This window comes from Collinsella sp. TF12-2AT, assembly GCF_003436735.1.
Classification (GTDB): Bacteria; Actinomycetota; Coriobacteriia; order Coriobacteriales; family Coriobacteriaceae; genus Collinsella.
This window is the reverse complement of the sequence record NZ_QSQK01000001.1, coordinates 134,649-148,403: the sequence shown is the minus strand read 5'-3', so window position 1 is coordinate 148,403 and position 13,755 is coordinate 134,649. Positions and strand designations below refer to the sequence as shown.

Genomic DNA, 13,755 nt, shown 5'->3' with positions numbered 1-13,755 from the left:
CGACGGTGGCGTTTGCGCACGAGCGTATTAGTTGCTGTCGCCACCGTCGAGCAGTGCCTCAAAATCCTCCGCCTGCATGGGACGGTAGTAGAGGAAGCCCTGAGCGTAGCGGGCGCCCATTTGGCGTAGCATGTTTGCCTGCTCATTTGTCTCGATGCCTTCGATCACAACGGGCAGATGGAGCGACTGTGCCATCTCGAGCATTGATGAAATGATTTGCACGCTGCGGCCTTGATCGCCGTCGACGGGCACAAACGTGCGGTCGAGCTTGATGACGTCGACGTTGACGTTCTTGAGCATCGCGAGCGTGGACTGGCCGGTGCCAAAATCGTCCATGTAGGTCGAGAAGCCGCGGTTGTGCAGGTCGGCCGTCAGCTTATCCACAGCTTCGGACTCTCCCGTATAAGCCGTCTCGGTGATCTCGATGCGCATGAGCTCGGGCGGCAGATTGTATTGGTCGGCGAGTGCCCCCATATGCTCGGCAACGTCGCAGGCAAGGATATCCACACGCGACACGTTTAGCGAGATCGGAACCACGCGAAGCCCTCGATCGATGCGCCCACGCAGCCACGAGGCAACGCCCTGCCAAACGTATTTGTCGAGCGTCACCACAAAACCGCTTTCCTCGAGAGCGGGGATAAAGGTGACGGGTGAAATGAGGGAGCCATCCTTGTCAATCCAGCGTGTGAGCGCCTCGGCGCCAACGATCTCGCCGGTTTCCATGTCGACCTGGGGCTGCAAGTAGTAGGTAATGCGGCCGTTTGAGAGCGCATACTGGAATTCGGTCAGCGTGCGGTGGAACGCGATTTCGTGTTCGTATTCCTCGGGGCGGAAAATGGCAATGCGCTCCTTAAAGTCGTTTTTTGCGCGCCGATTGGTAAACATGGCCTTGGCCTGCGCATCGATGGTGATTTCCTCGTTGGAGTCGATGGGGTAGACGCCCATGGACGGCCAGAAGCCCACGCCGTCATCATGCTTGGCCACGGCCTGGCGAATGCGGCTATAGATCTGATGGACGGTGTCGTGTTCAAAGGGGATGAGTACGCAAAAATCGTCTTGGCCCCAGTACCCTGCGACGCCCATGGCGACATTCTCGATGTCCTTGAGAACCGTGCCCACATCGGCGAGTACGCGGTCGCCCTCGGCCTGTCCGTGCCATTCGTTGAACAGTCGCATGTGCCCCATATCGACGGTGGTGATACACCAGGCGCCGTTGCGCCTTGTCTCGAGAAATTCGTTGGCGCGGCGCATAAACTCGCTGGGTCGATAGAGACCCGTGAGCGGATCGATGCGTTCGGCGATGGCGCTTTTGCGCTCCACCTCGGGTATGGGGAGGCTGTCGTTGGGAACAAGCCCGCCGGCCGTGCGAATGCGACGGTCGAGTTCGCCTAAAACGGCGGCCGTTTGATTGGTCAGGTGCTCGTAAAAGGCCGGAACGACAAGACAGACGGGGGTAATAGTGTCGCCCGCGATTCGAACGGGAGCGAAAACGGCCTCTTTGAGATGTTGGATCAGTTGCTCGAATGCCTCGTGGTCCAGATCGTTGCTGAGCACGACGAACTGGGCGTTTCGCGAGCGGAAGACGCGACTTCTGCCGCGGGTGATCGATAGCATGCGGCCTGCGTATTCGGCGAGCATGTTGTCGACAGCCTCGGCCCCGTAGAGCTCGTTGAACTTTGCCGTGCCACAAATGCGGACCGCTATAAGCCCCGTCTCGCAACGGTCGCGACGGCAGGCATCGATAGCGTTGATCAGCATACGCTGCGTTCCGAGGCCCGTGGCGGCGTCGACGGTCTCGGCGAGTGAGTGGTTGACGAGCTCGCCGACATAGAGCGAGGGGGTATTTCCGTCGCCGTCGATGCGAAACCCGCGAGCGCGGCAGAGGACGTAGTCGCCCGCGGCATTGCGCATGCGGTACTGCATGACGCGGCGGTGTTTGGAGCCATTATAGATTTGGTCGATGTCGTTGATGTAGGCCTCAAGGTCATCGGGGTGGACGCGCGTTTTCCAGTAATCGTGGCAGTTGTCTACATGCTCAGAAGGAAGACCGAGATCGCGCAGGGCGCCTTGTGACCATAGGGTGCGATGTTTGTCCAAGTTCTCGATAAAGCAATAACGGCCTTCGTTGAGCATCGAAAAGGCGTCAAAAACGCGATCGCTTATTTCGAAGTCGTCGGTGTGGACTTGCGCGATATTGCGTCGATCAAGATGCATGGCATGGCGTAGCTTGTAGTCGTACATGCGATGGTCGGCATCGAGTGTCATGCGATTGGAGACTTCACCCAGGGCGGGGTCGGCGTGCGACACTCCGTAGCTAAACGAGTGAGGCATCTCGGAATCGTTGTTTTTGAGTAGGACCGTTCGGCAGTGTTCCAGGCGCTCGGCGAGGTCGTCCTCGGTCGCAATCGTAGACAGGATGGCAAACTCGTCGCCGCCTATGCGAAACGCCGCCTCGTCCACTTTCATATACAGCTTGAGATAGAGACTTACCTGCAAGATATAGCGGTTGCCCTCGTCATGCCCAAAGACGTCGTTGCAGTGCTTAAGGTTATCGATGTCGATAAACGCCATGGTCACGGGCAGTTCCTGCTCCCAGATTTCCTCTAGGGAACGGGCAAAGCCGCCGCGGTTGCCAAGTCCGGTGAGCTGGTCGGTAAAGGCCGTCCTAATCAGATCATCCTGACGCTCGAGAAGGTCACGGACGGTCTTTTCGAGCGTTTCGGTGTAATTGCTGGCGGTGTCCATGTTGTAAGCGGCTTTCTGAGGTCGGGGCGGATGGCGTCGGGCGAGCTCGTAGTGTACACGCGTCGTTGCTCGGCGCCTTGCGTGTATCCAGGCCCCCGCCTTGCTGCGTTGTTGAGTTACTTTGCCGGCTAATGTTCGCTGTTGATAACAGCTGAGTAGTATAGACAACAGTGCACAATTATATATGGGCGCACATGCTGTGGGCGGCTATTATTCGCCAAACGGCAACGCCTGGGTGCGCATGAAAAATGCGACTGAGTCGATATATGTTGACGGGTATACTTGTCCCGTTTTAAAACGCAGGAACGGAGATGGTCACATGGCACAGCCGGATACGACGCGCACGGTGGGGCTTGCGCTCGAGGGAGGCGGCTACCGCGGTATGTATACGGCGGGCGTGCTCGACGTTTGGATGGAGTGCGGCTTAACTTGCGACCATATGGTGGGTGTCTCGGCGGGCGCGGCATTTGGCTACAACTTTAAATCGCGCCAGATCGGCCGTGCCATCCGCTACAACAAGGCCTATTGCGCCGACAAGCGCTATGCGAGTGTAACGAGCTGGTTGCGAACAGGGGACATGTTCAATGCCGATTTTGCCTATCACGAGGTGCCCGTCGAGCGCGATCCCATCGACCTGGAGACATATCGTGCCTGCCCCATGCGGTTTACGTGCGTGTGTACCGATATCGAGACGGGCAAGGCCGTCTATCACGATCTGCCGTATGGCGACGAGCGCGATATCGAGTGGATTCGGGCGTCATCGGCGATCCCTGTGGCAACGCGTCCCGTTGCTATTGAGGGCCGCAAGTATCTGGATGGTGGCGTGGCCGATTCCATTCCCAGTGCTTGGCTGTTTGCGCAGGGCTATGACCGCAACGTGGTGGTGCTGACGCAGCCGGCGGGCTTTGTAAAGCAGCCCAACAGCGTGATGCCCATGCTGCGGCGCGTGTTCCGTCACTACCCGGAGTTTGTCGCAGCGCTTGAGCATCGGCATGAGGTCTACAATGCCACGCTCGATGACCTGGCGCGTCGCGAGGCGGCCGGCGAGGTCTTTGTGGTACGGCCGAGCGAATCGGTAAAGGTGCCGTCGCTGTGCCGCGAGCCCGATGAGCTCGAGCGCATCTACCAGGTCGGTCGTCGTGATGCGGAGGCGACCTTGCCGGCGCTGGAAACGTATCTGGCGGGGTAGGGGCTGCGGCGGAAAGCGCGTCCCAGAATCGGCGCCCAGAACGGGATGCAGTTTCCCGGACGGGAGGGTTTTGGAAACGGCGTCCCGCGTCTGGAATGGGATGCAGTTTCCCACTGGCCCTCTATACGGAAAGCGCATCCCAGAATGGAGGTCCAAACTGGGATGCGCTTTCCGTTGCTGAAGATATGAGGCCGCGGAGCAGCTGCTCGGCCTATGCCTATGCCTGCTGCCAGGTGTCGACAAGCTCCTTGGCCGCGGCGTAGGGATCGTCGGCGCTGCAGACGGCGCTCACCACAAAGAAGCCGTCGACGCCGGTTGCCTTGAGCTGCGGCAAGTCGGCCGTCTTAACGCCGCCGCCCACCACGATGGGCACGGGGCTTGCCGCGTGGAGTGCGGCCAGGTCCTCAAAGCTCTTGGTGATGATGGAGCCATCGGCTGCGCGTCCGCAGTCGCGCTTGGTCTCGGTCTCGTGGAGCGGGCCGATGCCCAGGTAGTCGACCAGACTCATGTCGGCGGTCTTGACGTACTCGAGCATTTCCTCGCAACGGGCCGAAAGGCCCACGATGGCGTCGGGGCCCAGCAGCTTGCGACAGACCTCGACGGGAATATCGCTCTGGCCCACGTGCACGCCGTCGACCGCAATGCCCTGCTCGCGTGCGGCGAGTACGCAGTCAAGGCGGTCATCGATCAGCAAGGCGACCTGACCGGTCTTGCCGGCCTGTGCGATTGCCTGCGCGGCGTCGCCGGTCAGCGCAATGATCTCGCGGGCGCTTGCCACCTTGGAGCGCACCTGGATGCAGGTAAAGCCGGCGTCGAGTGCCTGGGCCACCACATCGCCCACGGGGCGTCCGAGGGTATTTTCGGGGCCGAGTACCAGATAGGCCGAGATATCAAGGTTGTCGCGGATGCTCATCGTGCTTCCTCCTGCTTTTTGATCTGCGCTTCCATGCGCTCGAGTTTGCCGGTCATGGTGTCGGTAAATCCAGGTCGAATATCGGCTTTGAGCACGACTTCGGTTCGGATGCCCTTGCTCGCTAACACAAAGGTCGCGTCGCGCACGACCTGCATGACCTCGTCCCAGTCGCCCTCGATCTCGGTGAACATCGAGGTGGTGCGGTTGGGAAGGCCGCTCTCGCGAATGACGCGCACGACTTCGGCGACCTCGGCGGACAGTTCATCGCCGGTGCCGCACGGGGCGATGGCCACGGCGACGAGCGTGTTCATGCCGGCATTGGTTGCGGGCTCGGACATGGCTTATGCCTCCTCGAGCTCGAGTTGGTTATCGGCGATGTCTTGGGCGGTTGCGCGGTAGAGCTCGTCGATAAAGGCGGCCTTAAAGCTTGCCGGGGCATCGGCGACGGCGGCGGCACGCGTGCCGGCGACGTTGTAGACGGCGGTACCGCAGACTGCTGCCGTAAACGGATCGGCAGCGCAGGCGTACACGGCCAGCACGCCGCCCTGCGAGCAACCGCAGCCGGTAATCTTTGACATGAGCGGGCTGCCGCCGTGGGATTTGGCCACGGTCGTGCCGTCGGTAATCAGGTCGACTTCGCCCGAGACCACAACGGCGCCGCCGGTGTGGCGAGCGAGCGCCACGGCGGCATCGCGGGCGGCGTCGACCGTGTCGGTGGTATCGACACCACGTACGCGGCTCAGATCGGCCGACTCGCCCTCAAGACCCCACAGGCCGGAGAGTGCGATGATCTCGGAGGCGTTGCCGCGTACGATGGCGGGCTTGTACTGCTTGAGCTCGTTTACCAGCTGGGTGCGCAGGCTACCGATGCCCAGACCCACCGGATCGAGCACCCAGGGCTTGCCGGCGTCGTGTGCCGCCTTGGCCGCGCGGGGAATCGTCTGCTCGTAGATGGGGAAGAGCGTGCCCATGTTGAGATAGATGGCGGCGCCGCCGGCAACGAGCGCCTCGCCCTCGTCGGGCAGATAGACCATGGCGGCCGAACCGCCCACGGCGAGCTGCGCGTTGGCGACAAAGTCGATCGTCACCGTGTTGGTGATGGAGCCGGCCATCGGATTGGTGGCTCGAATCTCCTCTACGGCCTTGACCATATGTTGCTTAAGCTGTTCCGAATCAATCACTGCACATGCCTCCTTGGCATAGAAAAGGGGCGCTGTGCATAGACAGCGCCCCTGTAAAGGCGGCATGCTCCCTACGCCAGCATTAACTGACAGGTTCAAAGGATTGGGCCCTATGCCCTCTCAGCCTTGTGGTTTGCACCGCCGGCACTCCCGCATCGAATCTGTTGTTCCCTATACTAGCGCACCTGCCAATATGGGACAGGTTTATTTTGGCAGGTGGCAACAGGGGCGCTGCATTTTCCCAGATAAAACCTGCCAAGATAAACCTGTCCCTTATTGGCAGGTCGTTACAATAGACGGGATAAAGAATGACCGAGGGGACCTTATGATCAAACTTGTGCTGACCGATATGGACGATACGCTGATTCCTGCTGGACACGATGGCGCCAGCGACTGCGCCATCGAGGGCATTCATGCCATGCAGGCGGCGGGCCTGCATTTTGGCCCGGTTTCGGGTCGCCAGCCGTCCGCGATGGGCTGGATGTTCCGCAATCGCTCCGAGTGCTTCTCGACCGGTGCGTTTTGCAACGGCCAGGTGATGTTTGTCGATGGCGAGGCGGTTGCCTCGCGCGCAACTGATAACGATGCCCTTATGCGCCTGGCCGACTACCTGGAGCAAGAGACCGACGATACCTATTTGAAGGTCTACCGTCTGGGTGATGACTTTTGGGACAACGACGCCTATTGCGTGACAAGCGATCCCGAGCGTGTGCGTCGCGCCATGGAGTCAGGCGGCAACGCGTGGCTCAAGGGCGAAGAGGCTCCCTGTCGCCCTGTCGTTGACGATGCCCCGGTATACAAGGCGAATATCTGGAGTGCCCGTTCGCGCGAGGAGCTCGCCGAGCTGCGCGAGCGTGTTGCCGTCGAGGTGCCGGAGCTCTCGCTCGTGTTTCCCAACAACCGCGTGCGCCTGTTCGACGTTCTTCCGACCGGCTGGGACAAGGGCTGTGCTGCGCTGGAGCTGGCGCGCGCTTTGGGCCTGACGCCCGACGATGTGGCCGTATTCGGCGATTCCGATAACGATTTGCCCATGATCGATGCCGTTCCCAATTCCGTTGCAGTCGCCAATGCCAACGAGGCCGTCACGGCTGCCGCGCGCTGGCATATCGGCGCTGCGGCAGATGATGCGGTTGCCGGGGCTCTGCATCAGATTGCCGCCTGCGCCGCGACGGGGGAGATGCCGTCGTTTATGCGTCAGATGGACGCGACGGGTTTCGACGTCACGAACGTCTAGGGAGAAAGCCATGAAGCTCCAGCAGCTCAGATATGTCGTCAAAGTTGCCGAATGCGGCAGCATCACCGAGGCCTCGCGCCGGCTCTTTGTGTCGCAGCCTTCGATTACCGCGTCAATTCGCGATCTCGAAAACGAGATGGGTGTACACATCTTTGAGCGCACCAACAAGGGCGTCATTGTGTCCGAGGAAGGCGAGACCTTCTTGGGCTACGCGCGCCAGGTGCTCGACCAGGCCGACCTGCTCGAGGGCAAGTACAAAGGCACGTCCGAGCAGGTGCCGCACTTTAGTGTGAGCTGCCAGCATTATTCCTTTGCCGTTAATGCATTTGTCGATGTGATCCGCGAGTTCGATGCCGCGCGCTACGACTTTACCCTGCGCGAGGAGCAGACCCACGAGATTATCGAGGACGTCGCGCATATGAAAAGCGAGCTCGGCATCCTGTATCTGTCGGAGCACAATCGCGAGGTCATCGAGCGCATGCTGGCGGCCAACGAGCTCGTATTCGAAGGACTCTTCTGCGCTACGCCGCATGTCTTTGTGTGCTCCGACCATCCGCTGGCGGGTCGCTCGAGTGTGACGCTCGAGGACTTGGAAGACTACCCGTTCCTGTCCTATGAACAGGGCAGCTACAACTCGTTTTACTATTCCGAGGAGCTGACCTCGACCTTTGAGCGCCGCAAGAATATCCGCGTGCGCGACCGTGCGACGCTGTTCAACCTAGCTATGGGCCTTAACGGTTACACGGTGTGTTCGGGCGTGATCAGCCATGAACTTAACGGCCCCGGTATTATCTCGATTCCGCTCGATGTAGACGAGTACATGGAGATTGGCATCATCACGCGCAAGAACACGACACTTACGCGCTACGGGCAGGCCTATATCGAAGCGATTCGTCAGCACATCTAGACTGCTGCGTTCTGCGCGGGTCAAATCTCTTTATGGCAGTCCAAACTGATATAGGAAGCGTCTATATCAAACTGTTATAAACATATATTTTACGATGTCCATATGAGCGCTCATACTCTGTCCCAGTAAAGCAACCAATGCAAAGGGAGATATCTATGAGCACTTCGATTCAACCGAACGCGCCGTTTCGTGCCGATATCGTCGGCAGTTTTCTTCGTCCGCAGGCTGTAAAGGACGCCCGTGCCGCCTATGTCGCGGGTAAACTCGACGCTTCCGGCCTTAAGGCCGTCGAGGACGAGGCCATCCGCGACTTAGTGGCCAAGCAGAAGGCTGCCGGCCTGCAGGTGATTACCGATGGCGAGTTCCGCCGCAGCTACTGGCACCTCGATTTTATGTGGGGCCTCAACGGCATTGAGCGCCGCGCCTCGCGCACGGGCTACATGTTCCACGATGAGGAGACTACCGCCGACACCGCCGTGGTAACCGGTCCCATTAGCGGCGAGAATCATCCGTTCGTCGAGCACTTCAAATTTATCAAGTCGCTCGAGGGAGAGGGCCAGGTCGCGCGCCAGACCATTCCGGCGCCGATCCAGACGTTCTCCGAAGTCACACTCGACCGCTGCGATGGCCAGCAGGAGAGTCTGCACGCCGTCTACAAGACCGACGAAGAGCTCGTCGATGCCATTGCCGCAGCATACCGCACCGTGATTGCTGACCTGTATGCCGCGGGCTGCCGCAACATCCAGTTTGATGACTGCACCTGGGGCATCTACTGCGATACCGATTTTGTTGCCAAAACCGGCATGAGCCCGGTCGACCTGCAAAAGGTAAGCGAGCTGGGCGTGGCGCTCAACAATGCCGCCATCGAGGGCAAGCCCGACGATCTGGCTATCAACACGCATGTATGCCGCGGCAACTACCACTCCACCTACGCTTTTGAGGGCGGCTACGACCCCATCGCGCCGTACCTGTTTGCGCATGAGGACGTTGACGCGTTCTATCTGGAGTTCGACACGCCCCGCGCCGGTGGTTTTGAGCCGCTCAAGTACGTTGCTCCCGGCAAGAAGGTCGTGCTGGGCTTGGTGACCACCAAGGCGGCAGAGCTCGAGAACGAGGATGTTATCGTCGAGCGCATCCGCGAGGCGGCAAAGTACGTGCCGCTCGAGAACCTGTATCTGTCTCCGCAGTGTGGCTTTGCCAGCTGCGAGATTGGCAATAAGCTGACCGAGGACGAGCAGTGGGCAAAGATTGCGCTGGTCAGGCGTATTGCCGAGCACGTTTGGAAATAGCGCTAGCGTTTGCAGGTGGCGGCGCGTGCGAGGTACTGCATATCGCGTACAATGGTTCGGATCGTATCGTTCGGGCAGGTTATCCGATATGCCTGATCGCCCTTCCATTCGAAAGGACTTCCATGTCCCAATCCTCGACGCCCGCCGTCACCGATGCCATCTACGATGCATCGTCGCTCGGCCGCCCGCGCATGTTCGTGTTGGGTTTGCAACACATGTTTGCGATGTTCGGAGCCACGGTGCTCGTGCCCGTGCTCACCGGCCTTTCCGTTTCGACGACGCTTCTGTTCGCCGGCATCGGCACACTGCTGTTTCATTTTCTATCGCGCGGTAAGGTGCCCGCGTTCCTGGGCTCGTCGTTTGCCTTTATCGCGGGTTATGCCGCCATTGCGCCCAACGGCGAGGCCGAGCTTTTGCCCTACGCTTGTCTGGGCGTTGCCTGCGCCGGCCTGCTCTATCCGGTGCTGGCAGCGCTGTTCCGCGCCTTTGGCGCCAAGCGCATCATGCGCTTCTTCCCGCCGGTGGTGACCGGTCCCATCGTCATTTCCATCGGCCTGATCTTGGCAAGCTCTGCTATCGCCAACTGCCAGACCAACTGGTTTGTTGCTGCTATTGCCGTTGCCGTGATCATCATCTGCAACATTTGGGGCCGCGGCATGGTCAAGATCGTGCCGATTCTGCTGGGCGTTGTGGTGAGCTATGCCGTTGCGGCGGTGCTGGGCGAGGTTGATTTTTCGGGGGTTGCCGCCGCGCCGTGGGTCGGTCTACCTGTCGTGTGGGACAACACCGTGTTCGCGCTCTTTGGACCGCAGTTCGATAGCAGTCTTGCCACGACGGCCATTATCACCATCATGCCACTGGCCTTTGCGACCATGATTGAGCACATTGGAGATATTTCCGCCATTGGCTCTACCTGCGAACGCAATTACATTGCCGATCCCGGTCTGCACCGTACCCTGCTCGGCGATGGCCTGGCGACTATCTTGGCATCGCTCTTTGGCGCCCCTGCCAATACGACATATGGTGAGAACACCGGTGTGCTTGCCCTGACGCGCGTGTTCGACCCGCGCGTGATTCGCATTGCCGCCTGCTGTGCCATTGTGCTTTCGTTCTGCCCCAAGTTCGCTGCTGTGATCGCTGCTATGCCGGCATGCGTTATCGGTGGCGTGTCGCTTGTGCTCTACGGCATGATCAGTGCCGTGGGCGTTCGCAACCTTATCGAGAACCAGGTTGATTTCCAGAACAACCGCAACGTGCTGGTGGCGGCTCTGGTGCTCGTGCTTTCGCTCGGCATTGCCTACAGTACCGCCGGTGCCATCGTGCTGGAGCTGGGCGGCGTGACGATTTCGCTTTCGGGCCTTGCCGTGGGCTCGCTGGTGGGCATTGTGCTCAACGCCATCCTGCCAGGTAATGGCTTTGAGTTCGATACTTCCGAGCTTGAGGAGACTGCTGAATAGTAGCTGCGTTCAGCCAAATTAAAAATGGCGTCCATGCGTATGTACGCGTGGGCGCCATTTTTAATGCGTCAGTATCCAGTGGATGCCGCGCGCCATGCGCAGGTCAGTTTGGGCAAAGTGATTGCCGGGGTTGAGCTCCAGCATTGTTGGAATGTCACGCTCGATAAACAGCTCTTCCATCGCGCGCGTATCGTCGAGTACGTGCCGCATCATGCGGTTGGGCGTCTTGGTTTCCTTTTTACCGAGTGACAGATAGACGGCCTGTGGGTTGCCGGCAAAAGGGGCCGTGCTGGCGCGATCGACAAAGTCGGGAAACCACAACGACCCCGATGCGCTTGCGGCGCGGCTAAAGGCGTCGGTTTGCCAGAGGGACCAGAGCGCGAAGAGGCCCGCGAGCGAGTAGCCGGCAATGCCGCGCCAGGTGGGCGGCTGAGGAAGCGACGACTCGGCCTCTGGGATTATCCAGTTCAACAGCTCATCGAGAAATCCGGATGCCTGACCGCCAAAGGGCTCGGCATCGCGCACGGTTCCGTCGCATCCCCAGGGGCTCAGCTCGCGATTCCAGTTGAGGCTGCCAATGCCGACAAGCGTGAAGGGCGAGCAGTTGAGCTCTCGGCAGCGTTCATAAACCTCCGTGCCATCGCCCATGACCACGGGAAGATAGATGACTGGTGCGCTTTCGGCATGCTGTGCATGAACGGTTATCTGCTTTTGATGCGCTTCCATGACGGGCTTCTCTCGGCGTTGTGATATCGACGGCCCCCATTGTTGCACGCCGGCTCATGCAGGTTGGGCTAGACCAAAGACAATCTCGTGCATACCCTGCGGACGCATATGGAAAACGCCACCGCCGGAGGGGAGCTCGGCGGTGGCGTTGTTAAACGGTGCTGGGACTCGGGGCCTTCGCGGGAGCTGCCATGTGCGCAGAGGCGTCTACGAGCGTTTGCGGCTCGCCATGGTGCCTGCGGCGATAGCGGCTGTTCCCGCAAGGACGGTTGCCACGATGGCCGCACCCGAGGTGTCGCCGGTTGCCGCGAGCACGCCGGTGGCCTTGGCCTTCGTGGTTGCAACCGCAACGGTCTTGGTCGTCTTTGCGCCCTCGGGCTTGGGGTCCTGCTTGGACTCCGCGGGCTTGGTCTCGTCGGGCTTGGGGTCTTCCGGCTTGGCTACCTCGGGAGGTGCGATGACCATGCTCTTGGCGACAGCTTCGTTATAGGGGGAGTCGATCACAGCGTCGCCCGTGCCGATGGCTTGGCCTGCCTCGTAGATGCCGTTACGGAGCTTGCGATAGTCAATGACCTTGCCGCCTTCGGGCGTCTGGATGGCGGCGTTCTCAATCTTGATGGTGCCGATTGTCTTGCCGTCAGCGCTCATGGCACGGGCAAAGATTGCCGCTGTATCTCCTTCGGCCGTTACCTTGCTGCGGATGATCGAGATGACTGCGGGTGTGACGCCCTCGCCGGTCTGGGCGATGATGCCGATGTTCTCGCCTTGGGGCTCGGGGCTCGTCTCGCCATCTTGGTTTTCGCTGTAGGGGGTGGGGCCGTCGCCGTTCTCGACATAGCGGGCTATGGCCTTGACAACGGAGTCGCTGATGTAGATGTGGCCACCCTTCTCGTTGGGTCGATCGTTTCTGGTGGAGAATGCAGCCGAAACCTCGCCTTCCGCAAACGCGTCCACGGTGGAGCCGTTCTTGACGACGATGTCGTCCTGGTAGGTGAAGAGGGCGATGGCGCCACCGTATCTGCCTTTACCTGCACGGACCGTCACGTTTGCATGATCGAGGGTGATGCCCTTGTGGGCATAGACGCCATATTCAACACCGTTTACGTTGAGGGAGGCGTTTGTGGCTGCGAGGCTGCCCTTGGCCTCGACGGCAGCGTCTTTCTCGGAGCTTGCCTTGACCTGGCTGCCGTCCGAGATGTTGATATTGCCGCCGCTCCAAAGGGCCTCACCATCAGCTGAGCTTGCCTCGACCGTCCCGCCACCCTTGATGGTGAGGTTCTTGTCGGTTCCAATACCCTTGTCCTCGGTAGCCCTGGCGGTGACGGCTCCGCTGTCGTCAATCGTGATATTGCCGTTTGCCCTGATGCCATCCGATGCACCCGTGGCGTTGACGTTGCCCGAACCTTTGATAGCGAGATCACCCCCGGCATTGATGGCATCAAACCCAGTGCTCGTGGCGTTGACGGATCCGGCTCCGTCGATGTTGATATTACCCGTGGAGAGGATAGCGTCCTCAGTAGATGTCACGCTGAGCGTGCTGCCCGCGTCGCCTTGGATATTGAGCTCGGCATTCTCGTTAGTGCCATGAGAAACGTTGATGCTTTCGATCCATTCGGCAGTGACGATGTTGGTTCCCGAGTAATTCACGTTGAGCTTGCCTGCGGCCTGGATCTCGCCGCCGTTATAGTTGTTGAGCTTCAAGTCGTCGGCGCCGTCCCACGACCAGGTACCGGCCTCGTCGCTCGCCGCGGTGCCGGCGTTGTATTTGGTTTCGCCGACCTTGACCCATTCCGCCGCGAGCGAGACGCTCGGCATGAGCAGCGAGCTCGCCGTGAGCGCGCACACGGCGCCTACGACGATGCGGCGCGTCACGCGGCGCCAGCTGCCGTGCGCGAGTCCTATGCGACGGCGAACGTCGGGTTCGGCAACATGGGTTCCGGCGGTAGTGTCATTGCGTTTGGGGGTCGTGAACAAGGCTGCCATGGTTGCTCCCGTTCTCATAGGGCCTATACGGCTAGGTTCAGCGTATCTGCTGGATGTTGCCGGCGGTAGTGCCGTTTGGAGGGCAAAATGTCCAAAATCCGGAAGAGGAATAAGCTGCGCACCTACGCGTT

Annotated in this window: 11 protein-coding genes and 1 riboswitch; of the genes, 5 read left to right on the top strand and 6 right to left on the bottom strand. The window is 60.1% G+C overall.

Features of this window, described 5'->3' with window-relative positions:
- Window positions 1-27: 27 nt before the first annotated feature.
- Window positions 28-2,745 (bottom strand): EAL domain-containing protein, encoded by a 2,718-nt coding sequence (locus tag DXD24_RS00590; protein WP_117645776.1) that lies wholly within the window; start codon window positions 2,743-2,745, stop codon window positions 28-30.
- Window positions 2,746-3,064: 319 nt separating this feature from the next.
- Between DXD24_RS00590 and DXD24_RS00585 the strand changes: the two genes are divergently transcribed.
- Window positions 3,065-3,934 (top strand): patatin family protein, encoded by an 870-nt coding sequence (locus DXD24_RS00585; RefSeq protein WP_117563543.1) that lies wholly within the window; start codon window positions 3,065-3,067, stop codon window positions 3,932-3,934.
- Window positions 3,935-4,151: 217 nt separating this feature from the next.
- On the opposite strand, the gene DXD24_RS00580 is transcribed toward DXD24_RS00585, so the two are convergent.
- From DXD24_RS00580 to thiM, 3 genes are read right to left on the bottom strand one after another with little or no spacing between them, the layout of a single operon-like run.
- Complete coding sequence (locus DXD24_RS00580) at window positions 4,152-4,847, bottom strand: thiamine phosphate synthase (RefSeq protein WP_006234517.1); 696 nt, start codon at window positions 4,845-4,847, stop codon at window positions 4,152-4,154.
- On the bottom strand, window positions 4,844-5,185 hold the full coding sequence (locus DXD24_RS00575; protein ID WP_225093307.1) for a thiamine-binding protein: 342 nt from the start codon (window positions 5,183-5,185) through the stop codon (window positions 4,844-4,846). Before DXD24_RS00575 ends, DXD24_RS00580 begins: the two co-directional genes overlap by 4 nt.
- Before the next feature lie 3 nt (window positions 5,186-5,188).
- Window positions 5,189-6,028, bottom strand: coding sequence for a hydroxyethylthiazole kinase (thiM, locus tag DXD24_RS00570; RefSeq protein ID WP_233502277.1), 840 nt, complete (start codon window positions 6,026-6,028; stop codon window positions 5,189-5,191).
- Between the two features lie 51 nt (window positions 6,029-6,079).
- A riboswitch (TPP riboswitch) is annotated at window positions 6,080-6,190 on the bottom strand.
- Between the two features lie 163 nt (window positions 6,191-6,353).
- Between thiM and DXD24_RS00565 the strand changes: the two genes are divergently transcribed.
- From DXD24_RS00565 to DXD24_RS00550, 4 genes are all read left to right on the top strand, one after another.
- On the top strand, window positions 6,354-7,262 hold the full coding sequence (locus DXD24_RS00565; protein WP_158550105.1) for an HAD-IIB family hydrolase: 909 nt from the start codon (window positions 6,354-6,356) through the stop codon (window positions 7,260-7,262).
- Window positions 7,263-7,272: 10 nt separating this feature from the next.
- On the top strand, window positions 7,273-8,169 hold the full coding sequence (locus DXD24_RS00560; RefSeq protein ID WP_117563541.1) for a LysR family transcriptional regulator: 897 nt from the start codon (window positions 7,273-7,275) through the stop codon (window positions 8,167-8,169).
- 155 nt (window positions 8,170-8,324) lie between these two features.
- A complete protein-coding gene (locus tag DXD24_RS00555) occupies window positions 8,325-9,458 on the top strand; it encodes a 5-methyltetrahydropteroyltriglutamate--homocysteine S-methyltransferase (RefSeq protein ID WP_233502276.1) in 1,134 nt (377 codons plus the stop codon).
- A 122-nt stretch (window positions 9,459-9,580) separates the two neighbouring features.
- Window positions 9,581-10,915 (top strand): uracil-xanthine permease family protein, encoded by a 1,335-nt coding sequence (locus tag DXD24_RS00550; RefSeq protein ID WP_117563539.1) that lies wholly within the window; start codon window positions 9,581-9,583, stop codon window positions 10,913-10,915.
- Window positions 10,916-10,975: 60 nt separating this feature from the next.
- On the opposite strand, the gene DXD24_RS00545 is transcribed toward DXD24_RS00550, so the two are convergent.
- Window positions 10,976-11,641, bottom strand: a complete 666-nt coding sequence (locus tag DXD24_RS00545) for an alpha/beta hydrolase (protein WP_117645772.1) — start codon at window positions 11,639-11,641, stop codon at window positions 10,976-10,978.
- A 207-nt stretch (window positions 11,642-11,848) separates the two neighbouring features.
- Window positions 11,849-13,624 carry a hypothetical protein gene (locus DXD24_RS00540; protein WP_117645770.1) on the bottom strand — a complete coding sequence of 592 codons (1,776 nt, stop codon included), beginning with the start codon at window positions 13,622-13,624 and terminating at the stop codon, window positions 11,849-11,851.
- Between the last annotated feature and the right edge of the window lie 131 nt (window positions 13,625-13,755).

Coding starts and splice junctions, on each gene's coding strand:
- DXD24_RS00560 (WP_117563541.1), top strand. CDS start 7,273: ATGAAGCTCCAGCAGCTCAGATATGTCGTCAAAGTTGCCGAATGCGGC.
- DXD24_RS00540 (WP_117645770.1), bottom strand. CDS start 13,624: ATGGCAGCCTTGTTCACGACCCCCAAACGCAATGACACTACCGCCGGA.
- DXD24_RS00555 (WP_233502276.1), top strand. CDS start 8,325: ATGAGCACTTCGATTCAACCGAACGCGCCGTTTCGTGCCGATATCGTC.
- DXD24_RS00575 (WP_225093307.1), bottom strand. CDS start 5,185: ATGTCCGAGCCCGCAACCAATGCCGGCATGAACACGCTCGTCGCCGTG.
- DXD24_RS00585 (WP_117563543.1), top strand. CDS start 3,065: ATGGCACAGCCGGATACGACGCGCACGGTGGGGCTTGCGCTCGAGGGA.
- DXD24_RS00550 (WP_117563539.1), top strand. CDS start 9,581: ATGTCCCAATCCTCGACGCCCGCCGTCACCGATGCCATCTACGATGCA.
- DXD24_RS00590 (WP_117645776.1), bottom strand. CDS start 2,745: ATGGACACCGCCAGCAATTACACCGAAACGCTCGAAAAGACCGTCCGT.
- DXD24_RS00545 (WP_117645772.1), bottom strand. CDS start 11,641: ATGGAAGCGCATCAAAAGCAGATAACCGTTCATGCACAGCATGCCGAA.
- DXD24_RS00580 (WP_006234517.1), bottom strand. CDS start 4,847: ATGAGCATCCGCGACAACCTTGATATCTCGGCCTATCTGGTACTCGGC.
- DXD24_RS00565 (WP_158550105.1), top strand. CDS start 6,354: ATGATCAAACTTGTGCTGACCGATATGGACGATACGCTGATTCCTGCT.